This window comes from Chryseobacterium sp. CT-SW4 (assembly GCF_048572715.1).
Taxonomy (GTDB): Bacteria; Bacteroidota; Bacteroidia; order Flavobacteriales; family Weeksellaceae; genus Chryseobacterium.
In genome coordinates, this window is sequence record NZ_CP183840.1 from 2,053,562 (window position 1) to 2,079,907 (window position 26,346).

General features: G+C 38.2%; 25 protein-coding genes and 1 riboswitch. Of the genes, 10 read left to right on the forward strand and 15 right to left on the reverse strand.

Annotated elements, in window-relative coordinates; genetic code table 11:
* Positions 1-7: 7 nt before the first annotated feature.
* From ABJ974_RS09250 to ABJ974_RS09275, 6 genes are all read right to left on the reverse strand, one after another.
* Positions 8-1,657, reverse strand: a complete 1,650-nt coding sequence (locus ABJ974_RS09250) for an RCC1 domain-containing protein (protein ID WP_419867961.1) — start codon at positions 1,655-1,657, stop codon at positions 8-10.
* Positions 1,658-1,682: 25 nt separating this feature from the next.
* Positions 1,683-3,284, reverse strand: a complete 1,602-nt coding sequence (locus tag ABJ974_RS09255) for an RCC1 domain-containing protein (protein ID WP_419867962.1) — start codon at positions 3,282-3,284, stop codon at positions 1,683-1,685.
* A gap of 121 nt (positions 3,285-3,405) precedes the next feature.
* A complete protein-coding gene (locus tag ABJ974_RS09260; protein ID WP_419867963.1) occupies positions 3,406-4,059 on the reverse strand; it encodes a hypothetical protein in 654 nt (217 codons plus the stop codon).
* 168 nt (positions 4,060-4,227) lie between these two features.
* On the reverse strand, positions 4,228-4,803 hold the full coding sequence (locus tag ABJ974_RS09265; RefSeq protein ID WP_419867964.1) for a helix-turn-helix transcriptional regulator: 576 nt from the start codon (positions 4,801-4,803) through the stop codon (positions 4,228-4,230).
* Between the two features lie 826 nt (positions 4,804-5,629).
* Entirely contained in the window at positions 5,630-5,866 is a 237-nt protein-coding gene (locus ABJ974_RS09270; protein WP_419870961.1) for an SDR family oxidoreductase, read from the reverse strand.
* 452 nt (positions 5,867-6,318) lie between these two features.
* Entirely contained in the window at positions 6,319-8,127 is a 1,809-nt protein-coding gene (locus ABJ974_RS09275; RefSeq protein ID WP_419867965.1) for a hypothetical protein, read from the reverse strand.
* A 351-nt stretch (positions 8,128-8,478) separates the two neighbouring features.
* Positions 8,479-8,571: riboswitch (TPP riboswitch) on the forward strand.
* A gap of 54 nt (positions 8,572-8,625) precedes the next feature.
* Here ABJ974_RS09275 and thiM point away from each other — a divergent pair.
* The 4 genes from thiM to tenA are packed head-to-tail and all read left to right on the forward strand — an operon-like array spanning position 8,626 to position 11,525.
* Positions 8,626-9,423 (forward strand): hydroxyethylthiazole kinase, encoded by a 798-nt coding sequence (gene thiM, locus ABJ974_RS09280; RefSeq protein ID WP_419867966.1) that lies wholly within the window; start codon positions 8,626-8,628, stop codon positions 9,421-9,423.
* Entirely contained in the window at positions 9,420-10,058 is a 639-nt protein-coding gene (gene thiE, locus ABJ974_RS09285) for a thiamine phosphate synthase (protein WP_419867967.1), read from the forward strand. The genes thiM and thiE overlap by 4 nt, the downstream gene beginning before the upstream one ends.
* Positions 10,055-10,888, forward strand: coding sequence for a bifunctional hydroxymethylpyrimidine kinase/phosphomethylpyrimidine kinase (thiD, locus tag ABJ974_RS09290; protein WP_419867968.1), 834 nt, complete (start codon positions 10,055-10,057; stop codon positions 10,886-10,888). The genes thiE and thiD overlap by 4 nt, the downstream gene beginning before the upstream one ends.
* Positions 10,875-11,525 (forward strand): thiaminase II, encoded by a 651-nt coding sequence (gene tenA, locus ABJ974_RS09295; RefSeq protein ID WP_419867969.1) that lies wholly within the window; start codon positions 10,875-10,877, stop codon positions 11,523-11,525. Before thiD ends, tenA begins: the two co-directional genes overlap by 14 nt.
* 66 nt (positions 11,526-11,591) lie before the next feature.
* Here tenA and ABJ974_RS09300 read toward each other — a convergent pair whose 3' ends face one another.
* Positions 11,592-13,769, reverse strand: coding sequence for a fibrinogen-like YCDxxxxGGGW domain-containing protein (locus ABJ974_RS09300; RefSeq protein WP_419867970.1), 2,178 nt, complete (start codon positions 13,767-13,769; stop codon positions 11,592-11,594).
* A gap of 829 nt (positions 13,770-14,598) precedes the next feature.
* Between ABJ974_RS09300 and ABJ974_RS09305 the strand changes: the two genes are divergently transcribed.
* A complete protein-coding gene (locus ABJ974_RS09305; protein ID WP_419867971.1) occupies positions 14,599-15,591 on the forward strand; it encodes a helix-turn-helix domain-containing protein in 993 nt (330 codons plus the stop codon).
* Between the two features lie 100 nt (positions 15,592-15,691).
* Here the strand turns inward: ABJ974_RS09305 and ABJ974_RS09310 are convergent, their stop codons facing one another.
* The 3 genes from ABJ974_RS09310 to ABJ974_RS09320 form a co-directional block, all read right to left on the reverse strand.
* A complete protein-coding gene (locus ABJ974_RS09310) occupies positions 15,692-16,081 on the reverse strand; it encodes a group III truncated hemoglobin (protein WP_419867972.1) in 390 nt (129 codons plus the stop codon).
* A gap of 89 nt (positions 16,082-16,170) precedes the next feature.
* Positions 16,171-16,602 carry an RrF2 family transcriptional regulator gene (locus ABJ974_RS09315; RefSeq protein ID WP_419867973.1) on the reverse strand — a complete coding sequence of 144 codons (432 nt, stop codon included), beginning with the start codon at positions 16,600-16,602 and terminating at the stop codon, positions 16,171-16,173.
* A gap of 76 nt (positions 16,603-16,678) precedes the next feature.
* Positions 16,679-17,272: a molybdopterin-dependent oxidoreductase gene (locus ABJ974_RS09320; RefSeq protein WP_419867974.1), complete on the reverse strand. Its 594-nt coding sequence runs from the start codon at positions 17,270-17,272 to the stop codon at positions 16,679-16,681.
* A 238-nt stretch (positions 17,273-17,510) separates the two neighbouring features.
* Here ABJ974_RS09320 and ABJ974_RS09325 point away from each other — a divergent pair, with 238 nt between their 5' ends.
* The 5 genes from ABJ974_RS09325 (at position 17,511) to ABJ974_RS09345 (ending at position 22,658) form a co-directional block, all read left to right on the forward strand.
* Positions 17,511-18,983, forward strand: a complete 1,473-nt coding sequence (locus ABJ974_RS09325) for an MFS transporter (RefSeq protein ID WP_419867975.1) — start codon at positions 17,511-17,513, stop codon at positions 18,981-18,983.
* 31 nt (positions 18,984-19,014) lie between these two features.
* Positions 19,015-20,346, forward strand: a complete 1,332-nt coding sequence (locus ABJ974_RS09330; RefSeq protein ID WP_419867976.1) for an MFS transporter — start codon at positions 19,015-19,017, stop codon at positions 20,344-20,346.
* 13 nt (positions 20,347-20,359) lie between these two features.
* Positions 20,360-20,824 carry a hypothetical protein gene (locus ABJ974_RS09335; protein ID WP_419867977.1) on the forward strand — a complete coding sequence of 155 codons (465 nt, stop codon included), beginning with the start codon at positions 20,360-20,362 and terminating at the stop codon, positions 20,822-20,824.
* 7 nt (positions 20,825-20,831) lie between these two features.
* A complete protein-coding gene (locus ABJ974_RS09340; RefSeq protein ID WP_419867978.1) occupies positions 20,832-22,100 on the forward strand; it encodes an alginate export family protein in 1,269 nt (422 codons plus the stop codon).
* Positions 22,101-22,244: 144 nt separating this feature from the next.
* Entirely contained in the window at positions 22,245-22,658 is a 414-nt protein-coding gene (locus ABJ974_RS09345) for an RrF2 family transcriptional regulator (RefSeq protein ID WP_419867979.1), read from the forward strand.
* Here the strand turns inward: ABJ974_RS09345 and ABJ974_RS09350 are convergent.
* The 5 genes from ABJ974_RS09350 to ABJ974_RS09370 all read right to left on the reverse strand — a co-directional run bounded on the left by ABJ974_RS09350 (position 22,651) and on the right by ABJ974_RS09370 (position 26,323).
* Positions 22,651-23,874: a hypothetical protein gene (locus tag ABJ974_RS09350; protein WP_419867980.1), complete on the reverse strand. Its 1,224-nt coding sequence runs from the start codon at positions 23,872-23,874 to the stop codon at positions 22,651-22,653. The genes ABJ974_RS09345 and ABJ974_RS09350 overlap by 8 nt on opposite strands.
* A gap of 32 nt (positions 23,875-23,906) precedes the next feature.
* Entirely contained in the window at positions 23,907-24,527 is a 621-nt protein-coding gene (locus ABJ974_RS09355) for an ATP-binding cassette domain-containing protein (RefSeq protein ID WP_419867981.1), read from the reverse strand.
* Positions 24,528-24,529: 2 nt separating this feature from the next.
* Positions 24,530-25,210, reverse strand: a complete 681-nt coding sequence (gene modB / locus ABJ974_RS09360; RefSeq protein WP_419867982.1) for a molybdate ABC transporter permease subunit — start codon at positions 25,208-25,210, stop codon at positions 24,530-24,532.
* A gap of 10 nt (positions 25,211-25,220) precedes the next feature.
* Positions 25,221-26,030, reverse strand: a complete 810-nt coding sequence (modA, locus tag ABJ974_RS09365; RefSeq protein ID WP_419867983.1) for a molybdate ABC transporter substrate-binding protein — start codon at positions 26,028-26,030, stop codon at positions 25,221-25,223.
* Positions 26,031-26,098: 68 nt separating this feature from the next.
* The gene (locus ABJ974_RS09370) at positions 26,099-26,323 is read right to left on the reverse strand and encodes a hypothetical protein (protein ID WP_419867984.1); all 225 of its coding nucleotides are present in this window, start codon (positions 26,321-26,323) and stop codon (positions 26,099-26,101) included.
* Positions 26,324-26,346: the final 23 nt, after the last annotated feature.

Consider the following 26,346-nt stretch of genomic DNA (forward strand, 5'->3'; position numbering starts at 1 on the left):
GTAATTATTATTTTTTCAATGACATAAAGACTCTACGGTTAGCAGTAGTTCCCAGCTGACGATAGTTGTTATATCCACTACCATATCCAAGATTGCTTGCTGCAGGATTTTCCGTACTTTCTCCTGTAGAGATCAGTGCATGAGTATACCCGATAGAAGCTCCTGTTGGAGGAATTCCTGAGAACATGGCATGAGATTGAATTTCTTTGAAAGTTGCATTCTGTTCTCTGATAGCCGCACCTGTATCATCGGTTACTATCCCCAGTTTTCCGGAGTTGGTCCCTGTACTGGTATTTCTACCTACGGCATATACTGTTTTGTTAGTCACTAACAATACTGAAGATCCAAGGTAAGGTCTGTTTCTGTGTCTTGCTGCTGCTACAGATACAATAGTTTCATCTGCATCCAAAGGAAGCTCTGTAGCGGTGACTAAAGTAGGAGTATTCCTTGAAGTAGTTCCTAATGCTCTGGTTCCCCATACATATACCGAATTATCAGAAGCTACGGCAATACCGTTTCCGATTCCTATCGCCAGTTTGGTAAATGTTTTTCCTGTAGTGTTTAAAGCAGGTACCAAAGTCGGCGTTAAAGCAGTTCCGGAGTTGGTTCCTAATCCTGTACGGTAGTTAGCGTTCTCACCCCATGTAAATACTTTACCATCCTGAGTTACCACTCCTGCCGCTCTCGGAGCCAGTGCAATATCTTTTACTACCTGGCTGTCCAGGGCTGTGATCTGGGTAGGGTTACTTAGTACTGTACCACTTGTTAGACCATTGGCATTAAGACCATACGTATTTCTTCCGCAAGTATATACTTTACCGCTTGCTGTTAAAATTAAAGTATTACGATAACCCGCCTCTACTCTGATTACATTTTCATTATTAGGGATCGTTACTTTTTTAGGAGTCATGGTATATCCTGAAGTAACTCCCTGGCATGTCTGCCCATTGGTATTATATCCCCATGTATACAAATCTCCATTCTCCAATACGGCAGCTCCATGCTGATATCCTGCAGAAACATCTACGGCAGGCTGACCTAAAATGTTAGTCCAGGGAGTGTTCCCTGTTCTTCCCTGTCCGGTTCTGTATGCAGAGCCACTTCCTGAAGTATATACGGCATTATCTTCAGCACCGATAGCTACTGAGAAATAATATCCTGCGGATCCTTTTTTAATTTTGAAATCCTGACCTCCGTAAAGGTTATAGTTAATTTCATCTTCAACAGCCTGCTTATCCATAATACAGCCTGTCCAGTCTCCTAATGTAGAAGTTTTTTTGTATCGTACACATCCTAAACTCTCATCATATACGATAGTTCCCTCAGGAGCTTCATCTACCGGACTCCTCATTGCCTGTGAAGTGGTTACACCATCATCATCAGTTTCTGTAATGGTTATGGTCTGGAAAGGATTATCAAAGGTAGTTACAGAAGGAACAACCACGAGATTGGATTCATCACCTGCAGCATTTACAGTAGTATAAATACTATCCACATCTACCTGTGTAACCTTAGGTAAAACCAATCCCATTGTGTTTTTCCCATTTTTCTGGTTGATATCCACTTTTCCCTGAGGATTATCTGTCCCGATTCCGAGCTGTCCGTAAGCCGGCAGTGCTAAAATCATAAACAGAGATGTATATATTATTTTTTTCATCTTTAAAATTATTTAATTGTAGACATTATTTTTTGATCAACATTGGAATAGGAAGTGAAGTAAATCCAGTACTTACAGCACCAAGCTGATTATAGTTTACACTACCTGTACCATATCCATACCCGCCACTATTGTCTACAGGGTCAACTGTCTGGGTCATCAAAGCGTGGTTTAATCCAATAGATGCCTGTTGGAATAATGTTCCTTCATAAATCGCTTTATCATACATAGGAACAAAACCTGTCAAGTTTTCTCCTGAAGTAGTATTGGATCCAGGGGAATATTTTACTGTGGTAGTTCCGACAAAGAATCCTAAACCAAGACGCTGAGGCTGTGTATTACTTCCTGATGCATAGATATTTTTATTGGTAATCACTATACAGGATCCTGTATTAGCAGCTGCTGCATCCAATTTTGAAACTGCTACATAAACAATCTCTTCATCTGCTGCCAGTCCGGCTCCGCTATTAATAGAAGAAGTAACATCTACGGGTGAAGCTGAGAATGTAGTGGATTCGGTTCCATACGCTCTGGTTGCTCCCCATGCATATAATTTCTTTCCGTCAGCAGTTACGGCTAAACCATGGTTTGTCCCCATTGCCACCTGCTTAAAGGTTTCACTACCCAAAATTTGAGTCGGCGTAATATATCCTGAAGAAGACCCGGTTCCTAATCTTCCCTGAGCCTGGTTCCCCCAAACATATATCTTACCATCCGTAGTTAATCCCGCAGCTGAATATCTTGATAAAGAGATATCCTGCATTGTATAAGAAGACAGATTCGGAATCTCTGCCGGAACCTGGTAAGAGTTGGCTGCTGTAGTAGAGTTCGTACCATTTGCCATAGTACCTTCAGAGAAAGCTCCCATACCGTATACTTTACCTGCATCTGTCAGGATAAGTGAGTTAAAATATCCTCCTTCTACTCTTACAGCTTTCAACGTTTCAGGCCAACCTTTAACTTTCATAGGAAATACTTTATCTCCTGTATTGCCATGCCCCGTACGATAGTAACTTCCTTCTCCCCATGACCAAAGCTCTCCGTTTGAAGTGGCAGCAAGACCATGTTGAAAACCGGCTGAAATATCTGTTACAGTTTTAGCAAGAATCAAAGCATAAGTAGCGGTATTTCCTGATGAATTTCCTACCCCTGTTCTACCATATGCATTTCGTCCGGATGCATATACTGCATCGTCATCAGCACCCAGCACGATAGAGAAGTTTTCTCCAGCTGAAACTTTTTTCACTCTTACATTGAGTCCTCCATATACATCATAATCAAAAAGTGTAGAAATAGATGAGTTATCAACTAAACAATCCTGCCAGCTGTTGTCACCATTTTTTACTCTTACACACTTATTACCGGCATCATATACCAGTGTACCTTCTATAGCAGCACCTCCTGAAGGAGTCACCACGTTCGGAAGACCGGTCCCGTCTGTTAAAGTATCTACTTTAGGTAGGATTAACCCTACATTTCTTGTTAATGAGTCACTCTCTGTTCCATCTGCAGGGAACTGTCCTTTTAGGTGAAGGGCTCCTTTAACATCCTTTTCACCAATTCCCACCTGCCCGAAAGCAAACATACTCGAAAGAATTAATGAGAGTACATAAATTTTTTTCTTCATTATTTTAATTTTTAAACATAGTTTTCCTGAGTCGTCAATTTTACAATCAACAACCTATATTGAATTTGTGAATTTTAATCGTAGGTAACTGCAGTTCACAGTTACTGTTTAAGAATGACGATTATATCATGTAATGAAGAAAGGGAGGCCCTCTCCTGGTATAGTCGAAGTTTTGCTTTTTATTGATAATTAAAAAGCAGTATGAAGAGAACTTTATCTTACGTTCGATAAAGTGTTTTACAATTTTATATTGATAATCCGCAAAGGAAGCCAATTGACTAACCGTGTTATTGATTACTACGGCAGAGAATGACCTGCTGCTTGTATAATAGGCTTTATTTTCTCCTTTATCACAATATACAGGAATGGCAGGAGCCTGGATTTCTTTCTCCTTTTTAAGGCCTTTTACAAGTTTTCCCTTTTGCTTTTTAGAAGAAGAGCCCGTCTGAGCTACTTTTTGGGATTTTTTTAATGATTTATCCTGGTAAACTATCTTGGCAGTTCCGGCGGCAGAAAACTGACCGCTTACCTTTGTTCCCTCTACAATGTAGATTCTGGCTTTATCCGTTTCCTGAGAATCCACGGACGAAATTTTAGTGACTTCTCCTTCTCCTGAACGTATAAAAGTACCTTCACTTATAGTAACCTGAGCTCCTTCTCCCAAATAGATCTGAGACCATGCAGAAATAGGAAGAAGGGCCAACAATGACAACAACCGGAACAATAAGGCTTGTACCGATACAAATGAGAAATATTTTCCTATTATTTTTATCATTGTGTTTTTTATAAATGATTATATTAAAAAGTTATTTATAAATAAAAATCATTTATGATATATTCTTTAATTAAGAACACTGCAAAAATAGAAATTAAGTGAGCAAATACCACACGCGTACCACCCTCGCAATCCCTCGCGGGGGAAATCGAGGGACCTCACAAATCTCTAAATATTTAAAAACCAAGACTTTGAGTCTATATCCGGGGATATCTTCAATTTCTTTCTCAGTCTATAAATCTTTCCTTCAACGGACTTAATAGTGGAGTTGGTATAGATCGCAATTTCCTTTGTTGTTAATCCTAATTTGAGCATGGCGCAAAATTTAAGATCAGAAATAATTAAAGTAGCGGTGGTAAGATGGGTTATTTTATCAAAAAAATCAGGGAAAATTTTTTCAAACTTTTTTAAAAAAACCAGATCATTTAACTGAATAGCTTCAATAAGCTCATGCAAATTTTCTTCCGTAAGCAGATCTTCTTTCAAAGACTGCTTTAGGCGGATCACTTCGTTATTTAAATTTTCAATTTTCTCCCGTTTGTATATATTCCGGTTCAGTACAAAATAATAATCAGCTTTTTTTTCTTCCAGGAAAAAAGAATTTAATCCTAAAAGCAATAAACAGCTTGTTATATTGAGAATGAAAAGTTTATTTTTATAATCTACCTGACCTTTAAAGCCTTCCACCAGCCTGAAATTGGTAAGAGCGGAAATATAGAGATTTACCAAAATAAAAAATATCATGAATACCACATAAAAACGATCTCTTTTAAAATCAAAAAATATGGAGAGTGTAGACAGCAGGGAGAAATAAAATAAAAAGTTTCCGCTCTCTATTCCATAAAATGAGGAATAATAAGTTATAATGAGTGAAAAAAACATGAAAATGACACAGATTACAGATTTATTCCCCCTATATTTCTCTAAATAAAAAGAAGAAAAACCCAAAATACAGGTAACCGCAAATAAAAAGATCACATCATTGGTTACTCCCAAAAAATAAAGATTAAACAAACTATTAAATAAAAAAATTATGAATAGTATGGCAAGATATCTATTTAGGAATATGGCAAGATCTTTTTCACTCGGACTATTAGATTCTTCAACTCTCCAGTATGAGATTGCATCATACAAGCGTTGAAAAAGATTAATTATGCTACGAATCTTCATTTAAAGGTAAGCTTGTAGAAATTACAGAGATATTCACTTTCAAATTTCAATTAAGCATAGATCATAACTGAAATAGATCGCAAAATTATTATTAAGTTGTAAGTCTACATCAATTACCAGCCCTCGTATTCCCTCGCGTGTGAGAACAAGGGTTTACAGCAGCCGTAAAGAGAAGATTATAAGGTTTATATTTCACCTCTTTTTTTCAGTAAAAATAGAGGCGCGTACGGTCTATACTCACTTTCGGGGCAGTCAAATTATTTAAGAATAAGAGGGCGTTTATAAAGATTTATTAAAAATCAGACATAAAATAAAAAGCACCTCCGGCAAAAGAGGCATTTTTTTTATTAAGTATATTGAAAATTACCGCAATAATTAGGAATTACAATATAGATCAGAGTCACCACCATGTCCACCCATTTACATATCCATTTTCATCACTAATCAGAAATGAGACCAGTTTTGCTCCGTCTTTAGGCTTCCCTAAAGCCCTTGCAGGATTACGATGGGTGTACTCCACTTCCGCTTTTTTAGGATTATCTGGATTTATCCGCTTAAAAGCATCAGCCACCATAGAAGTAAGAATAGCTCCCGGTGCGATGATATTGGTTAAAATTCCATCTTTAACATATTCTATTCCGGCATTTTAGCCGTTCCGATATCAGCAGCTTATTGCTATATAAACGGTCCGTTTAACAGTACCACGGATTCCGCCTAAGGAGCTCTATTTAAGTTGATGTGCAGATAATTTGAAATTTACCCACATTAAATAAAACTGTTTGACAATCCCGTTCTTTCGCCGGAGCTTTCCCAATTCCCATGGCTGCACCTATTATTATAATTTTATTTTTATTTAAATTTTAACAAATTTAAATATTTAATTTAAATAATTTAATAAATACCATTTTATATAAAATAGATTTCAACAATAATCATTTATTAAAATTTAAATAAAAATAAAATTTAAAGTATTTTAAAAATTATATAATTACAAAAATCATCATTATTCTTAATTTTCATAAAAATTTACCACGATTGCAAAGAATATCAATTATAAAAAAAGCTCTCACTAAGTGAGAGCTTCTATAATTATTTTACTATTTGAGGAATATGAATGTCCGTTATAGCAGACTTATAGTGCGCCAATTGTTTCCTTATTCTTTCTACACTAAGCTGAAAAGCCTTGGATTCCCCGAATAATGTTTCATAGTAAGTAACACCATTCAGAAGATTATCTTTAAAGGTTTTCCATTTTTTTGCCTGGGCAGGAGCGATAGTACCGGAAAAAGCAGATATTTCTTTTTTCAGGTAATCCACATACATTTTAAGCTCATTGATAAACATATTCGGACGCTCTTCATCTGCCAGTACGTTTGCATTCCCGTAGATATGCTTTACCATATCCGAAAGCGGAACTTCTTTATCAAAAAAAGCAAGGTTCGGTCCGGGACATATTACCACTCCCTGTTTTTCTCCTTTAACAGCAATCCCCTGCTCCATATAGGCGGAATTCACCAAACCTACACATAAACAGGATTTCTCTGTAATCCCATCTTTTTTAGCCTGAAACTCCAAGGCTGTTAATTCTCCCTTTTGCATCTCCAGGTCTTTAAGCTTAATTTCCTGGTATTTTTTGGAAGCCGTACAGGTTCCCTGAGGTGAAAATTCTTTACTGAGTGCTAAAAGCTTTTTAGGGCAAGAGCTTCCAAATCTATTTTTACTGATCTTTTCCTGCTTCAAAATCTCATTAGACATACCTTTCACTGTATTAAAAGGTACTCCTAAAGGTGAAATATTACTAAGGAAAAAGTCTTCCTGCTTTGATTTTACGAGCAGCTCCCGGGTTTCAGCATCCACTGAAGTAGCTTCGGGAACCAATAGAAAAGGAGATCCCCATCCTACGCTGTCTACTTTATAATTATCCAATAAAAATTCGTGCTCTTCGGAGGTTCCTACCCCACCCTGAACCGTTATTTTCATTTCTAATGGTTCCGCAACCGTAAACTTTCCTTTTTGCTCCAAAGCCGGAATCATCAACGCATGAGCAGACTCAATAAGCTCATGTTTTCTGTTCTTAAATTCCTCCATGATGGGTCCTAAAAGCAGCCCATCCGTTGCAAAGGCATGTCCGCCGCAGTTAAGCCCCGACTCTATCCTATATTCTGAAACCCATAATCCTTTCTTGGCCAGGAAATTTCCCTGGATCATTGCCGAACGGAAATCACTTACCTTAAGGATGATTTTCTTTTTAATAAAGCCATTGGCATCAGGAAAGAAATCATCAAATTCTTCAATATAGCTGTACAGTCGAGGGTTCATACCCGCCGAAAGCACCAGAGAGGACGATAACTTACTTTTCGCAAACCCCCTCAGAGAGGAATGGGCATCGTTATACATTACCGGCAGCTGCTGATTTTTAGAATAGTTGTCCTTGTCTACCTTGGTCATAATATTGACATCTATACTTCCCGCAACCAGATTGGCTTCTATAAAGTTCTTGAGATTAAGCGCAATATTATCTTTCTGATTAATGATATTCTGCAATCCCGATTTCAATTCAGACTTATTGGGAAGCATCCCGATAAAAGCTTTGAGAGAGTCTGTATTTTTACTGATCTCCTGCTTAAAGTTCTCAAATTTTTCGGTAACGATATCATCCACCATATCGAGATAATCCGTAATTCTTTTTGCCCGATAATCTTCAGTTTTGGTAGAAATGCTTGAGTAATTGAAGTTAAACTTTTTATTATAGAATTCCTTCATTTTCTCTACAATTTCATCATCTATAATAGAGATTACTGAAGAAATTCCATATTGAGCCACACGAATAGGGCTGTCAATGGTATATGCCAGTCCCATCACCGGAATATGGAAACTGTGCAAGGGTTTTTTGATCATTCTTTATATTGATTTAAAATATATTTATACTCTTGAAACCAATGAATTGTTAGCCCTCTTTATGTTTATCATTCTAACTCATTATAGAGTTTTATTCTCCTGTTGAATGACAACAAACCTATAAAACGAAGATTTAAAATTCTTTTTCAATCCTGGTAAATGTATTGATTTAAAATTAATTATGCTAAAAATAACAACACAATTGTTTAAAAACTGTTTAATATCATAATATCTTGTATTAATAGTTAATAAAAGACTACAAAAAGTCTCATTATATTTGTTTAATTAACTTTTAAAACATTTCATGATTTTATTGCTAAAGACGCGGGAATTATAATTTTTCATACTTTTGTACTGCTTTAGGGGTATTCTGAAAAGAATTGAGAGAGTCCCTTTGAACCTGATACGGCTGACACCGACGTAGGGAAAAGCAATAAGTAATCCCAGATTGCTTTTGTTTCAGATTTTCCTAAAGCTTATTTTATCTAATGAATAACTATGGAAAAAAATCTCTGGAAACATATTCTTGCCGTAAAGCAGCAGTCTCCTCTTGTTCATAATATCACCAACTATGTCGTTATGAATACAACTGCCAATGCCCTCCTGGCGATCGGAGCTTCCCCCGTCATGTCACATTCGAAGTCCGAAGTAAAGGAAATGACCCATATCTCCAATTCACTGGTCATCAATATAGGAACACTGGATGAATATTGGGCCGAAGCTATGGTAATGGCTGCCGAAACCGCTCATTCACAACATAAGCCCTGGATTCTGGATCCTGTCGGAGCAGGTGCCACTTCTCACCGGGATGATCTCCTGGGCCGGTTACTATCTTACCAACCTCACGTTATAAGGGGAAATGCTTCTGAAATCATTGCTTTAGCCAGGGTTAATAAAACCGCTACTAAAGGAGTTGACAGTACAGCCAGCAGCGATGAAGCCATCGATGCTGCCCGAAGCCTTTCCCAACAACATAACAATACGGTATGCATTTCCGGGAAAACAGATATTATTATCAATCAACAGCAAACCATTTTCATTCATAACGGACATCTTCTTATGACGAAAGTTACCGGGCTGGGCTGTTCCGCAACTGCCATTATCGGGGCTTTCCTTGGAACTACAGACAACGTTACGGAAGCTGTTGCTGCGGGAATGGGATTACTAGGGGTCTCCGGCGAATTAGCAGCAAAACAAAGCGCGGGACCGGGAAGCTTACAAATGAATATTCTGGACAAGCTTTACAATATTTCAGAAAAAGAATTTAAAGATCATTTAAAAATAAGCATATCATGAGTTTACATCCTTCCTTCCCCTATCGGCTTTACCTGGTTATTTCAGAAAAAGACTGTCTGGGAAAAGATTTAATCAGGGTGGCGGAACAGGCGATCTTAGGCGGAGTAGATATTATCCAGCTTAGAGAAAAGGATTGTTCGGATCACTTATTTCTTCAAAATGCACAACGCTTAAAAGAGCTCACCGATAAGCATAATATTCCATTGATCATTAATGACAATACGGAGGTTGCTAAAAAAGCAGATGCGGAAGGTATCCACGTGGGAAACAATGACACGCCGCCACTTATTTTAAAACAAGATCCATTTTTCCGGAACAAAATAGTAGGTTATTCCATAGAGTATCTTCATCAATTGGAAAGTGAAAATACGCTTCTTTCCGATTATCTGGGTATAAGCCCCGTTTTCAGAACTCCCACTAAAAACGATACCGTTACAGAATGGGGAATCCAAGGAATTGAAAAAATAAGAAGTCTCACAGATAAGCCCCTCGTTGCTATTGGAAATATTAACCTGGGAAATGCAAAACAGATAATAAAAGCCGGTGCTGACTGTATTGCGGTGGTCTCAGCCATATGTGCTGCTCCAGATCCGCAAAAAGCAGCCTGGCAACTTAAAAATAAAATTTTACAATGAAACAATATACTTATCCTTCGGTATTGACGATTGCCGGATTTGACGGAAGCGGCGGAGCGGGTATACAGGCTGATATTAAAACTTTTTCGGCATTGGGATGCTTTGCTACTTCGGTATTAACCGCCCTGCCGGTACAGAACACACAGGGTGTAAGAAAGATTTATCCTATTCCCGAAGAGGCGGTAGGAGATCAGATCGAAGCGATTATGAATGATATTTTTCCGGATGCGATCAAAATCGGGATGGTCCATACCCCGCAATTAGTGGAAACCATAGCCCATACTCTTGGTAAATATAAAAAAGTTCCGATTGTTTTTGACCCTGTTATGGTCGCGACCAGCGGTCACCGGCTTATCGAAGAAGAAACGGTTTCCGCCATTATCAGGCTTTTATTTCCTATTTCCGATATTATTACTCCTAATATGGACGAAGCGGCTATTCTGGCTAAAATGGAAGTAAAAACACCTGATGATATGAAAACCGCCGGAGAACGTATTCTTCAGCTGGGATGTCCATCGGTACTTCTTAAAGGCGGGCATCAGGAATCGGATGTAATCACTTCCCTGTTTTTTGATGCTGATGGGGAAATACATTCGTTTAATTCTGAAAAGCTCCCCACTTCCAATACCCATGGCTCCGGCTGCACGCTATCTTCCGCCATAGCTGCTTATCTGGCTCAGGGGAAAAGCTTATATGACTCCGTATCTATGGGTCAGACTTACGTTTATGAAGCTATTAAGAACGGAAAAGACGTCATAACCGGAAAAGGAAACGGTCCTCTCAATCATTTTTTTAACCCTCAACAACTTATCAAGAATGAAATGGTCTGAAATTACATGGCAACAAATAGAGCCTGATTATAATGCAATTCTCCAAATGCCTTTTATTACGGAATTATCAGAAGGCACACTGCCTAAGGAAAAGTTTCAGTTTTATATTGCCCAGGATTCTTTATACCTGGAACATTTCGGAAGGACACTGTCACTGATTGCTGCCAGAGCTAGTGATATTCAGGATGTGCTTTCTTTTATGCGTTTTGCTGAGAATGCAATTCTTGTGGAGAACGCTTTGCATGAATCTTATTTTAAAGAGTTCGGGGTATCGGAAAAAGGCATCCTAGAGCCTGCCTGCCATCATTATATTCATTTTTTAAAAAGCACGTCGGCACTGGATGCTGTGGAAATAGCCATGGCAGCGGTTCTACCCTGCTTCTGGATCTATAAGAAAGTGGGAGATCATATTCTGAACCAACAGAAAAAGCCTGACAATGCTTATCAGAACTGGATTGATACGTATGGTGGTGAAGAGTTCTCCCTTGCGGTTCAACGTGCTGTTGAAATAACGGACAGGGCAGCCAAAAATACCACCGGTGATATCCGTAAAAGAATGACTGAAGCTTTTGTAACAGCCTCCAAAATGGAATATTTATTCTGGAAAGCCGCTTATGAATTAAAAAAATGGGATTAAAAAAGGAAGCAGAGATTGATCTCTGCTTCCTCATAAAATTAAATTATAATTAAAAAATGATTTTAATTATTTAACCCAGTACTGAATAATCCTTCCTTCATAAGAACCATCAGGTCTCTGGTTAAAGTTATGGGCTCTCCAGTTACTCCAGCCTGCATTACAGTAACTTTCCCCTGCATAATCATCCGAACTGTTGGCACATGTTCCGATATGGTGATTAAGCTGCATTTCATTATTCAGATACAATCCGAATAAATCGTTGATATAATATTTATTAAACGTCACCTGGGCTCCGTTAGAGGAAGTATAAGTAAGGTTGTTCACTGCATTATTATTGGAAACATATCCAAGTCCACTATAGAATCCTGTAAAGAATCCTGCCTCACTCCAGAATCCCGGAGGATTAGCAGCAAAATTAGTCCCGTTAAAGACATACTGGGTACTTGATGATGAAGGTTTGCCCCACGAGAATCCAAATAATTTACCTTCACTGTTATATCCGTCACTCGTATAGTTTCCGGTAGCCGGATTTCCTCCGTCTGTGATGGTAACATTCCAGTAATTATTCAACGCCCATGTATCAGTAACCGGCGCTACTGTTGAGCTTTCCACCTGAGATACCGTAGCACCGGCAGCAGTGGTATGTCCTTTTTCCTTGATTGTAAATCTTACATTTCTGTTACCAATACCGCTTCCTACATTGTTTACAACTGCAGCGGGTACGGAGAAGGCATATTCATTAAATACTCCGGCCTCCGTTGTCACAGGATTCCGGGATCCCTGTGAACCGATAGATTCACTCTGGGTTCTTTCCACCACAATAATTTGTCTTTCAGAAAGTGATTTTACAAGAGTCCATCCTCCGTTGGTCATATCACAATAAGTTTTAAATTTATTTCCGGCTGCATCCTTGATCCAGTAGTAACCGTCTTTAGAGGCAGCATCTTCAGATAAAATATCCGTACACCTGTTGGCAGGCGATGCAAATGTCCCTGTAGACGTCACAACATTTACTGAAACCGAACACGCTGAAGAAGTTCCTGGAGGTGTAAATGAATACAGATTGGTACCCGGGGCAGTAGGAGTTCCCTGTCCATATAACCTGATGCTTGTAGTAGCCGCAGTAATATTCACTGATCCCGATGAGAATTTAATTCCGTTAATAATCGGGGTTTCTATGACGGCACTTCCCGGTGTAGTTACCGACGTAATTGGAATATCTATATAATGGGTTCCATCCAACGCTATATTTGTTGAATACGCCCCATTTAAAACAGCCCCCGTACAGTCCACCTGGAAAGAGGTCGTAGCTCCGGCAACACTGATTCCCGGTAAACTACAATTGGGCGTTACACTTATTCCGTTAAAGGTAAAGCTTATCGCATCTGTTTGTGGTCCGTTTGCGGGAGTTCCCTGAGCTTCCAGCACTATATTTTGATTTCCGGTCTGGGTAAAAACTCCGGTTTTACTGAAAGAATATCCGTTTGTAGTTGTTCCCATGATCTGATACGTCCCTATCTCTGTAATATTTAAAGACAGCGTGTATGTATTTCCGGTACCCAGTGTCGTTCCTTGCGTATACGTTCCGGACGGTCCCGTAGGTGCATCACAATTGATAATATTAAATTTAGCCGGGTCATAAGTTCCGCAAAGACTCAGCCACTTACCTACCGTTCCGTCATAATAATTGAGACAATTGGTACTGGTATTAAAAATCATCAGTCCATTCGCCGGAGAAGTAATATTTTCTCTTTCATTAGCCGACAGACGGGGAATAAGCACTCCTTTATTGGAAGAGGCAATATCCAGCTGGGCAGAGGTATTGATAGTAGAACTTCCTACACCAATCTGTCCCACCTGGTAAATGTTTTCCGAATTGGATGTAGCTCCCTGCCCTGTTGCCTGGGAATACCAGGGCTGCTTACTTCCGGTAGCCACCCATAGCTGGGTTGCCGAATCATAGTAATAAAAACCAGCGCCTAAAATATTGGCTGTTTTTCCGGTATTTCCTGTCCCGGATGCTATAAAAACCATTACTCCATTCTGATCATCTCCATAATCAGCATCTTTGGTCTCCAGTTCACTTACGGTAAAACTGGGCACTAAAATTCCTTCGGGAAAATTAGCAGAAGCTCCTTTTTTAATATCTAAAGTAGCTTTAGGAATTGTATTGTTTATTCCCACCTGGCCAAATGCTATTGATGAAAACAGCGCAGTGGTCAATAAAGTCAGATTTATTTTCATTTTTTAAGTTTTAATTAAAAATAATTTTTGATCATCATATGTGTTTTACTTTATATATCCATTGTGAAAGGAGGAGGCCTTATCCGGAAGTTTTTTAAAATTTTCTTTGCAATTCCGATTTTTTTATAACCTGTATGATTATGACAACAGATATTAAGAACAGCCGCAATTACAATTTCGTGACTGAGTATGGATTTATCCCTCTTTTCACTATTGCTAATGCATATCCCACTCATTTTTGTTGTGGGCGAAAAATAATTTTTCGACCTCCCTCCGGAGAAATACAGCCAGCTGTTTTTTAAAGGTTTAAGGTATTTCCTTCTTTTTTGAGTAGAAGATATTTTCTCTTTTTTCTTTTTTTGAGAAGTAGAATATTTCCGGGATGCATGCTTTTTAATCTTCACATATTTCATCCCCGAAATGAGGGTTCCCTTTTTAATAAAAATCAAATTTTCAACCGTAACATCTGCATGAATTATCCGGTTAGATTCCTGTGAAGGTGATTCCTTTTCAGATGAACTCTGTTTATTAATCCCAATATGCGGTTTGCTAAAAAAAATTCTATATTTGATGTCAGAAAATTATCAGCACCTTTAAAAAAGCTTAATATGAATAAACATATTAAAATATTCGTTTTTTTTAATTGCTTGCTAATTACCACTCGGAAGTCCCTTTTTCTGAAATTTTCAAATACAAAGATATTGGCCTGTGCAAATCAAAAAATGTAAACCTCAAGCAATATCAAATATGAACTTAAGCAAATTAAATATTTGATTATCAAATAAATAACACAACCATTATTTAAAATTAACTTAAATCGTTTGCGCTAATGAAAAAAAATTATTCAATAGAAATCGAAAAAATTAAGAAAAAGTTTATTCATTATTACATGTGCTTAACCATTGGAATACTTATTTTCTTTATTGTTCTATACAAATTTTTTATAGTGAATACAGAGATGGTATGGTATCTTATTATAGGTGTTGTTTTTTTGAGCTATACTTATAATATCATCAAAAATAAGTATACGGCCAACCGCCTTATAAAATATTATCTCATACTGGCTCCTATTTATAACTTCTACATTTTACTTACCTTCTGGGATAATTCTCTGGGAAGCTATGTAACCCTATTTCCCATACCTATTGCTGCATATATCTTTTTCTCAAAGAAGGAAGCCGTATTTTTTGCCTTATATGCAACAGCTACTATTGTTATTTGTTTTTTTGTCAACAGATTCGCCGGTTTAAGCTTCCCCCGTTATACGCGTGACGAGGCTGTCTTTTGTGATATTATTCTTTTCACATACAACCTTACTGTTCTTGCATTACTCTTTATCTTTAATGATAAAATCAAAAGAATAGGTATCCTTTCCGAGCTTGCGCTCTCCCATCCTAAAGCCCATACTATTCCGGAATTCCAGGCTCATAAAGCAAGTGAAAATCCTTTTTATGATATGGATAGAAAGCAGCTGGAAGATTTTATTGAAAGGCTGAAGAAAACAATGGAAACAGAAAAGCCTTACAGGGATCCTAAACTGGATATTACTAAATTAAGCACCCAATTGGAAGTCAGTTACAGCTACTTATCCAAGGTAATCCGTATCAAAGGTTATAAAAATTTCAATAATTATATCAATCAATACAGAATCGAGTATGTAAAAACTTTATTAGATCAGAGTGACCTGCAAAAGGTCACCTTAATGTATATATACACTGAAGCAGGTTTTACGAGCCAATCCACTTTCAACCGTGTATTCAAACAGTTTGAAGGGATCACTCCTTCGGAATATATCAGTAATCACTTTGGAAAATCAAAATGAAAGGTTTAGAAAACGGAAATCTAATTCAAATACGGGCATAAAGAAATCCCGTATTGAATCTTAAAAAAAAGAAAGCAGAGATTAATCTCTGCTTTCAGTACTAACTTCTCTCTATATTAAATAACATAAGTCTGGCAATATTAGCTCCCCGGATCTTCGCTTCCTCTGCCTTCTCCCCTTCAAACTGCGCATCTACATTTTCAGAAAAAACTCGGATCCATTCGGAAAATTCCACATCGGACATCGTGGTTTCTTTACCCAGCTTCACATGGATCTGCATAGGGTTTCCATCATAACTTTTTTCTCCTAAAAGTATACTGGACCAGAAGGAATACATTTTGGGCAAATGATGGGACCAATCCACTTTCGCCACATCATCGAATATATATCCCAGAACTGTATTTTCCCTTACCTTATCGTAAAACGTATTTACCAGCCGGATTACATCTTCCCGTGTTTCAATATCTCTTTTTTCCATTTTTGTTTTCATTTAAATAATTGTTTTCAGATATCTACCAATACACGATAGCCATCTTTAGACGAAGGTTCTTCATAGATTTTTTTAAGGCAATTTCCATTTTACTGCTTTAAAAAAGTTAGCTTTAAATCCAGGTTTTCCACAAACATATTGATCGTCGATCTCTCGAGCATGTCACTGACTGCTTTACGGATGTGTCTGAATTCATTATGGATGGGACATGGATGGTCTTCCGAACATTCTTTCAAACCCAGGCCACAGCCGGAAAACAATTTATCTCCATCCACTTCCCTTACGATATCTGCAATGGTATGATCAAGGTTTTCTTTTTCCATATAAAATCCGCCGGTAGGTCCTTTCATAGACTGTACAAAGCCTTTTTTTCCTAAATCCTGAAGAATTTTAGCAATAAAATATTCCGGAGAATCAATTCCCTTAGCAATTTCTTTTATTCCGATTTTATGGCCTTCTTTGGACATCTGTGCAGTATAGATCAGCGCACGTATAGCATATTCACAGGTTTTAGAAAACATTCCAATTTCTATTTTATACTACAAAGATAAAAAATTTAAGAATAAAAGACTAATTTATCCTTTATTGTAAAATCTATTATTCTACACGGTGTACTTCTATACTTTTCAGCCATTTTACATGACGGGGACCTGTTTTGGTATCATTCATACTTACTACGATCATTTCTCCTTTATCTTTTAAAGGCTGACCATTTTGTTCAAATAAAATATACGTCTGCTCCCCATTCGGGTTATTAAAAATTTCCGCCCATGAGAAAGTAGCTTTATAATCATCTGCCGCACGGGCAACAATGTAAAAGTTTCGGTCGGTATGATCCTTCTGTTCAATTTTTGCCTTGTTCAGGATATCTTTCAGCAATACTCCTTTTGTAGATTCGATCTTATCCTTAGTTAAACCCGACTGACAAATGATATTAAAATCTTTAAGATCTTTTACATCCATCTTTTTCAGTGAGTCTACCGTAAGGGCCAGAGGAGTGATCACATTTCCCGTTACCTTAATTTCTTTAGTTACATAAGCCGGATCATCAGCGTGTACATGGGATTTTTCTTCCGTCTTCTGCTGTGTAACCACCGCATTTTCTTTCTGTTTGGAATTCTCAGGATTTTTACAGGCTGATAAAGTGGTCAGAACCATTATTCCGCACATGAACATTTTAATTTCTTTCATCGCATTTTTTTAATTAAAGCCCTCTTACTGTTTATATGCATTCTAAATAGATAAAGCATTTATCCATTTAAATCAATGACCAAAATCATTTATTAACTCATTTATATCATCAATATAAAACAATAATATGATTTAAAACATATTTTCCAAAATTACGATTTTAAATCGGATAATTATATCTCATTTATCATATTTTTGTTTTGGGATGTTAAAGAAGAGCTTATAAATACTAAACAATATGAAACCGAATTTAAATGCTGCACATCGTATTCTTTTCCTTAACACATTGGCTTTTACGATATGCTTTGCCTGCTGGACGTTGAATGGTGTATTGGTGACTTATCTTGTTGATAATAATATATTCAACTGGAATGTGGTAGAAACGGGATGGCTGCTGGGTATTCCTATTCTTACCGGATCCGTAATGCGTCTTCCGCTGGGTATTCTTACGGATAAGTATGGGGGGCAAAAGGTATTTTCCATACTTCTTCTTTTATGTAGTATTCCTCTGTTTCTGCTTTATTATGCACAATCTTACTGGACTTATTTCCTGCTGAGTGCATTATTCGGGATGGTGGGGACTTCATTTGCGGTAGGAGTTGCCTTTACTTCAGCATGGTACCCTAAAGAATGGCAGGGACGGGCGTTAGGTATTTTCGGAATGGGAAATGCCGGAGCCGCTTTAACGACTTTCTTCGCACCTACTCTATTGAATTTTTTCTCAGAATCCGATCCTGAGAACGGATGGCGGACACTGCCTATATTATATGGAGTCATTTTAATTGTAATAGGGCTCATATTTCTTTTTCTTGTAAAAAACAGAAAGCCGGAAGCACAGAATAAAACGCTTTCCCAACAGCTTGCTCCTTTATCCAAAATGAGAGTCTGGAGGTTCGGTCTATATTATTTTCTTGTATTCGGCTTATTCGTAGCCTTTTCACAATGGTTACTGCCTTATTATGTAAATGTTTATAAAACATCTTTAATCCTGGGAGGGCTTTTAACTTCTTGTTTCAGTCTTCCGAGTGGGGTGATCCGAGCTTTTGGCGGGTATCTTTCCGATAAGTTCGGGGCCCGTAAGGTGATGTATTGGGTACTGTACTCCTCTTTAATTATAAGTGCTTTACTGATGCTTCCTAAAATGGAAATCCTAACGCCGGGGAAAGGGGTTACTGCAAAGAAAAACGGAACGGTAACAGCTGTAGAGGCCAACCGTCTCATTGCAGGAAATGACACTGTCAGTATTCAGCCCAAACCTGATATCCCGGAAAGTTCTTCTATACTTCCACAAAGCTTTTCATGGCAGGAAGTTTTGGTAAAGCAGAATGATCAGGTTCAGAAAAAACAGCTATTGGCCCAAGGGGTTACTTTAATCAAATTCGAAGCCGATCTATGGGTATTCACCATACTGGTTATTCTCATCGGAATTGTATGGGGTGTAGGAAAAGCTGCCGTTTATAAACATATCCCTGAATATTTTCCTTCGGAAGTAGGAGTTGTAGGGGGAATGGTAGGCCTTATCGGAGGACTGGGAGGGTTTATAGGTCCTATCCTGTTCGGATATCTGCTGGACTTCTCCGGTTTATGGACCAGCTCATGGATCTTTGTCTTCTTTGTTTCGGCTGTGTCTCTTTTCTGGATGAACCATATCATTAAAAAAATGACTCACCGGGAAGCTCCTCACATCAAAGATCAAATTGAGATTAAATAATAATTATTACTAAGATTAAAATATAACACACATGAAGAACACACATTGGTTAACAAGTTATGATCCTACCAACGAAGAATTCTGGGAAAAAACAGGAAAAAAGATCGCCTGGAAAACACTCACCGTTACCACAGTAGCCCTTACTTTATCTTTTGCTACCTGGTTCCTGTACAGTGTGGTAGTGATAAAGCTTCCCCAGATAGGCTTTACTTTTACTGATGACCAGCTTTTCTGGATGGCAGCGATGCCTGGTCTGGCAGGAGGAATATTAAGAATTGTGAATACATTCCTTATTCCTATTTACGGTACACGGAAAATTATTTCGGTGACTACATTCCTTAAAATCATTCCGCTGGTTATGCTGGGCTTTGCCGTAATGGACCCCACATCATCATTTGGTTATTTTATGTTTATCGGTTTTCTTTTAGGAATCGGGGGCGGAGACTTCTCTTCTTATATGCCTTCTACTTCTTTATTCTTTCCAAAAAAGGAATCGGGAACCGCTTTAGGAATCCAGGCGGGAGTAGGAAATTTCGGGGTGAGCTTAGTACAACTGCTGTCTCCTATTGTAATGAGCGTCGGGATATTCTCTTTCCTTGGCGGAGGTGAGATAGTGGCGGAAACCGGAAAAAAAATCTTCTTGGAAAACATTGCTTTCATTTATATCCTTCCTTTATTTATTGTGGGAATATGGGCATGGTTTTCATTAAAGAGTATTCCGGTAAAGGCGTCATTCAAGGAACAGCTGGATATATTCAATGATAAGCACACCTTGTATTGTACGATGACCTACATCATGACTTTCGGAATATTTGCAGGATTGTCTGCGGCTTTTCCTTTATTGATCAAAAATTTATATGTCCCCCTGGAAAGTGATCTTGACCCTTTGAAATTTGCGTTTTACGGACCGCTTATCGGTTCGGCTACCCGAATTATTTTTGGTAAGGTTGCCGATAAAACCGGCGGAGCAATTCTTACCCACATTACGGGAATTGCTTTAATTATTCTTTTTCTGGCCTTAATTTTCGGAGGGTATCTTACTCCGACTTCCAAAGATCAGTTTAATGTATTCCTGGTTATTATTCTTGCGATTTTCTTCTTTACAGGAATCGGAAATGCAGCTACCTTTAAACAGTACCCTGTTATTTTTGCAGAATCCCCGCGAAGAGCAGCGGGAGTAATCGGATGGACAGCTGCCATCGCTGCCTTTGGTCCGTTTGTATTTAACGTTCTAATTTCCCAGTCACGCTCACTTTCAGGAGATACCCGCTTATTCTTCTGGTTCCTTATCGTAGGCTGTGTAATGGCTACTGCCGTTAACTGGTACTTCTACACGAGAAAAGGCTGCGAAAGACCAAGCTAAAAAATTAATAGTTATGAAAAGAAAAGTATTGACCGTTGTTTTATTATTATCCGTTATCCTCAATGTAATATTGATCGGAAAGTTTGTTTTCCTGGGTTCCACAGGCCCCAAAACCGCTGACGGAAGGACAGAGATCAAAATGTCAAAAGAAAACCGTGAATTCGTTATGGCGGAAATGAGAACTTTCCTGGAAAGCATTCAAAGCATCAATGCCGGAATAGCAGAAAAACAACCGTCAAAAATTTTCCCAGTAAGCGAACAGTCAGGAACGTGCAAAGTAGATTCTGTACCCAACAGTTTGATAAAGTCATTACCGTTCGGCTTCAAGACAATGGGTATGGAAACTCATGCACTTTTTGATGAGATAAGCAAAATGTCACGGGAAAACCGTGATCAGCAGGAAATTCAGAAGACCATGAACAGGCTTCTCAACAATTGTGTTGCCTGCCATAAAACTTATAAGATAACAACTTATTAAAAATACAATGCATAAAAAAATTATTACTACTGCTCTTCTTTCTTTTGCAGCAGTCTCGGTGAATGCCCAGATTGACAGCCTGAAAGTAAATTTTGACCTGAGAACCCGTGGTGAGCTCGATAACGGAGCCAGAACCCTTATCCCAAAAGGTAAATCCGCAGAAACCACAGTTTTATCAAGAGCCCGTATGGGGGTAGATTATTACTACAAAAATTTGGAAATCTATTTTTCTGTTCAGGATGTAAGAACATGGGGCGAAAACACTTCTAATGCTGCTAAAAATCAGAATTTCATACTTAATGAAGCTTGGGCCAACTATCAGATTTCCGAAAAAGCCGGAATTAAGCTGGGTAGACAAATTCTAGCTTATGACGACGAACGTCTTGTAGGCGGTTTGGACTGGGCTATGCAGGGACGCAGCTTTGATGCTTTAAAAGGAGTTTTCCTTCTCGGTAAAAATTCAAAACTGGAAGCAGTGGTTACCTACAACAACGATGATAATGATACCAATGATCTTGATGACAAAGAGCTGTATACGGTAGCAGAAGGCGGAGAAATTACAAAATCTTTGCAAATCCTTCACTATGAATATAAAAATCCAGGTTTCAGATTTTCTGCCATTGGTATGAATAATGTGCTCCAGGCTCCTTCAGGAACTCATTTTGATATGTTTACGGTAGGTATTAATCTTTCCAAAACCCTTCAGAATGTAAAGCTTTTCGGGTCTGCTTATTATCAGACAGGAAAAAATACGGCGGGACAAAGTAAATCCGCTTACCAGTTCAGTGTAAACGGAGATATTGCGTGGACTCCAAAAGTCAACTCCACTTTCGGTACGGAATGGCTTTCAGGAAACAGCTCCAATACCTCTGCGGGCAACAACAGAGCCTTTAGTCCTTTATACGGAACGAATCATAAATTTAACGGCTTTATGGATTATTTTTATTCCGGAGCCAGCTATTTTAACAGTTTCGGGCTTAATGATTATTATATCAAAAACTCTATAAAATTCAATCCGCAAACTTCACTGGATGCCCATGTACACCTCTTTACCTCAAACGGGAAATTAGGAAACGGGCTTTCCTCTTATCTGGGGACCGAGGCCGATCTTGTATTTAATGCTCAGGTCGGTAAGATCATCACCATTAATGTGGGACAGTCTTTACTGTTTGCCGGAGACGGTATGAAAGCGGTAAAAAACGTTGCAGAGCCTAAAGGTCTTCAATCATGGAGCTGGATCGGAATTAAGATTTCACCCCGTTTCAGAATTTTATAAAAGTTCATCCGTTAAAGGGTTTCAACTTATATCATTTTTTTAATCAATTCATTAAGCGAAAGCAGTTTTCTCAGCTAGGTATTTATAAATGCTTAACTTTGTGAAAATTGCTTTTGCATTTTTATTTTTGAATCTGATATAAGTATGCTCATTTTTTCACAAACATGTCAATATGCCATCAAAGCCTGTATGATCCTTGCTTTGGAAAAGAGAAAGATTGGTATTAATGAAATTTCCAAACAAATTGGGACCCCTGCTCCTTTCACCTCTAAAATACTCCAGGAGCTTACCCGGAATGGTCTTATCTCGTCTGTAAAAGGACGCGGCGGAGGGTTTTACCTGAGTGAGGAACAGTTTGAAACGCTTACGATAAAAGATATTTTTGATCATTTTGAAGATAAGGATTTTCTTACTGCCTGTCTTTTGGGTTTACAGAAGTGTACGGGTGTTAATCCCTGTCCTATTCATCATATCGCGGCAGAGATAAAGGCTAAGGTTCTTGTTATGTTTGAATATAAAATTAAAGACCTTAAAGATTTTGGCAGCGTGATCATTTAAGGCTATTTTCTTCCGGTCTTAAGGAAAAAAGTATTCCCAAAACCGACAGCATGATCAGAAAAGAAGCACCTAACAGCAATGAAGAACTTGCCCGAAACGGGATCATGTATACCGAAAACAATCCGGAAATACCTAAGATCAGTTCATTCAGGAGTATTCCCGCCAGCATTAGGCTGAGGAATAGCTTTAAAGCATTCGTTATCCGGAAAATCCTTGCCCTGAAGATCATCCAGATCAGGAACATACTGATTCCTACAAGCAAAACCCAGTGCAGATAAGCAATGACAATATTCAGTGTATGGAAGGCATATATTCCTACCTGGGGAATTACCGATAAAAACTGAAATAAAAATTTACTTAATAAAGCAAAAATCGCAATGCTTAAAAGGATGTTCCGGATTGTTCCCTCTTTTTGAGTCAAAGCAGTCCAGTACTTTTTCAGCACTAGCCAGAGCTTGCAGGCACCTGTTAACTGGACTACGGCAACTAATATAAAAAATCCATACAACCATCCGGGCATGGACATCCAGAGAAGAGACAGCCCATATCCGAAAAAAGTACCGTAAAACAGTAGATAGAAAGATCTTTTTAATACTTTTTCATATTCTTTAATACCGTGTTTTTCCAGATAAAGTAATAATAATCCTATGCAGGAAAAAAAGAAAAAGCCATTGTACTGAAAATGAAGATATAAATAAATGGAAGCCCGGTGTATCTCATCCATGACCGTCTTTGTAGCAGACAGGTAAGCAAGTCCAAAAATTCCCAATGATGAGAGTGTCGCGAAAAAAGCTCCTGCTTTCAGCCAGACAATACCGGAATCTTTATTTTTTTGAGTGTCCAGCAATAAAAAAATGAAATAGAAGAACCCGGAAAACAAAGCCACAGATGAAAAAGCTATGGAGAGCCAGTAATATCCTCCATACAAAAAAGAAAACAGCATTCCATAGGAGCCTGCCTGATTGAAGATCATCATCCACTGGTATTTCCGAATATTTATCTGGGGAGATTTTCGGACCAAATAGTTCGTAACAAAAAGATAGATACAGGCACTTGCCCATCCATAAAATGCAAAATGCGAATGGGATTCCTGCATAAATTTATGATTAAACCCCGGTAATGAAAAAGCAATATTATACCTCATCATAGTTCCGAGCAAAGCCACCAGGAAAAAATTGAACAGGCATAGAGACAACCAGTATTTAAAATATTTCATATCAAATACTATTTCTTATTGTAATCAAAATTTTATTCCACTATTAACTGATAATCACTATATTCCTTAAAATCAGTTTCATTATGGGTCACTACAAAAACGGTGGAATTATTCTTTTTCTGAAATGAAAGGATCATGTTTTTCATTTTTTCCGCCATTTCTTCATCTACGGCAGAAAGGGGCTCATCCAACAGAAGGATATCGGCTTCCTGTGCCAACGCTCTCGCCAGGGCTACCCTCTGCTGCTGTCCTCCTGATAATTTTTGAGGAAGAATACCCGAAAATTTCTCCAGTCCAAAATTCTCCAGCAGCTCATCGACCATTTCCTCATTCTTCTCTTTCTGTGCATATAAAATATTCTGTTTTACATTCATATGGGGAAAAAGCACATACTGCTGAAACATCATGGCCGTATTCCTTTTTTGGGGAGGAAGGAAAACTTTATTTACAGTGTCCACAAAAACCCTATCTTCAAATAATATTTTAGCCTCATCCGGTTTTACAAGTCCTGCTACAATTTTAAGAAAGGTTGTTTTCCCGGCGCCGGACTTTCCTGATATATTCACCATACTCCCCTTCCGGAAATACCCCTGTACCTGCAGAACCGAATTTCCGGCTGATGAAAAGATCTGATGCCTGATTTGAATTTCCATATTTAAAAATATTTAACCTTAAATTTCCGGTTGACACTAAAAATGACAAGCAATATTAAAAAAGACAGGATAAACAATACAAAGGCATACTGATTGGCTGCCTCAAAATTTAACGCCTGAACCTGATCGTAAATAGCGACGGAAGCGATTCTTGTTTCTTTAGGTATATTTCCTCCCACCATTATCACAATCCCGAATTCCCCGATACAGTGGGCAAAAGTGAGTGCGATTCCTGTAATAATCGAAGGTTTGATATTGGGAAGAAGGACTTTAAAAAGAGTTGTTATCTTCGACTTTCCCATCGTGTAGGATGCCTGTCTCAATTCGTCGGATAGGGATAAAAAACCGTTGTGCAGGGGCTGAATCATAAAGGGCAAATTAGCGATTACACTCGCGATGACTATTCCTTTGAATGAAAAAGCCAGCCGGGCATCAAAAACGTCCTGGAATAATTTTCCCAATCCGTTCTCCGGACTGAACAATACCAGGAGGTAATACCCCATTACGGTCGGTGGTAAAACAATCGGCATAGAGATCAGGGCTTCCACTATTACTTTAAGTTTGCATCCTGAATAGGCAAGCCAGTAAGCTACCGGAACACCAATTACGATCAAAATCATGGTAGTAATAAGTGCCAGTTTGCCGGTTAATAATAAAGTATATACAAAGTCCTGATCGAGCATAGTGGTTTATTTAATGTTCAGCTGCCGTTTTATATCCGTAACTTTTCCATATGGCCCCGGCTTTCGGACTTCTGATAAATTCCATAAATTCTTTAGCTTCGTCTTCATTTTTTCCTTTTATTATGATTGCGCTCTGGGCAATGGGTGGGCTTATATTCTCCGGTAATTCATAATATTTACCTCTTTTTTTCATTTCTTTATTTAAAGCGTTGGATAATGCAATAAAACCTGTATCAGCATTTCCCGAGGAAGCGAACTGAGCTGCCTGATTGATGTTTTCCGCCCAGACTATTTTATGGTTCACTTTATCATACAGGCCTGATTTTTCCAGGGCTTCCACCGCACTTTTTCCATAAGGAGCCAGTTCAGGATTAGCTATTGCAATTTTTTTTATTCGAGGATCCAGAAGTACTGTCAATCCTTTAGATACATCCTGCCTTGTACTCCATAAGGCAAGTTTTCCATATGCATAGATTTCAGGGGTACCAAGTGTTTTTCCAGCTTGTTGAAGTTTCTCCGGAAATTTCGTATCTGCTGATAAAAACAAATCGAAAGGAGCTCCATTCAATATCTGCTGTACCAGCATTCCTGATGAGCCGAAAGTGATTTCAATCTTTTTCCCTGGATATTCACTGATGTATTTCTTTTTCAGCTCTTCAAGGACATCCCTCAGGTTAGCCGCAGCCGCAACAGAAAGTTGGGGTTTTACAGCAGGATTACCCGATGCTTCCCTTCCGGATTTTTTGCACCCCGTCAGCAACAGGAGTAACAGCGATATGGTGATCAGGAATTTTATTTTAAAAATGGATTTTACACCCATAATTTTTGTCAGGGTTTTGTGTTATAAAGTTTGTAAATGATTGATCAAAGATAATGAAGAATACACGATTATCCTATTCTTTTCAGGGTACGGCATTTTACCTTATCTCCTGTTTTGATAACCGAAATATCCAGGTATTTCACGAGCCCTTTGCTTGCTTCTTCAAACTGCCTGGCTTTTTTGTCTGCATATTCATAGGTGTACCCTATTCCCATTACTACTTTTTGTCCTGCACAGTCACCCATTGCTAGATACAGGTATTCACCTAATTTTGATTGAATTGTTTCACTCATTATATTTATTTTTCGGTTTCATT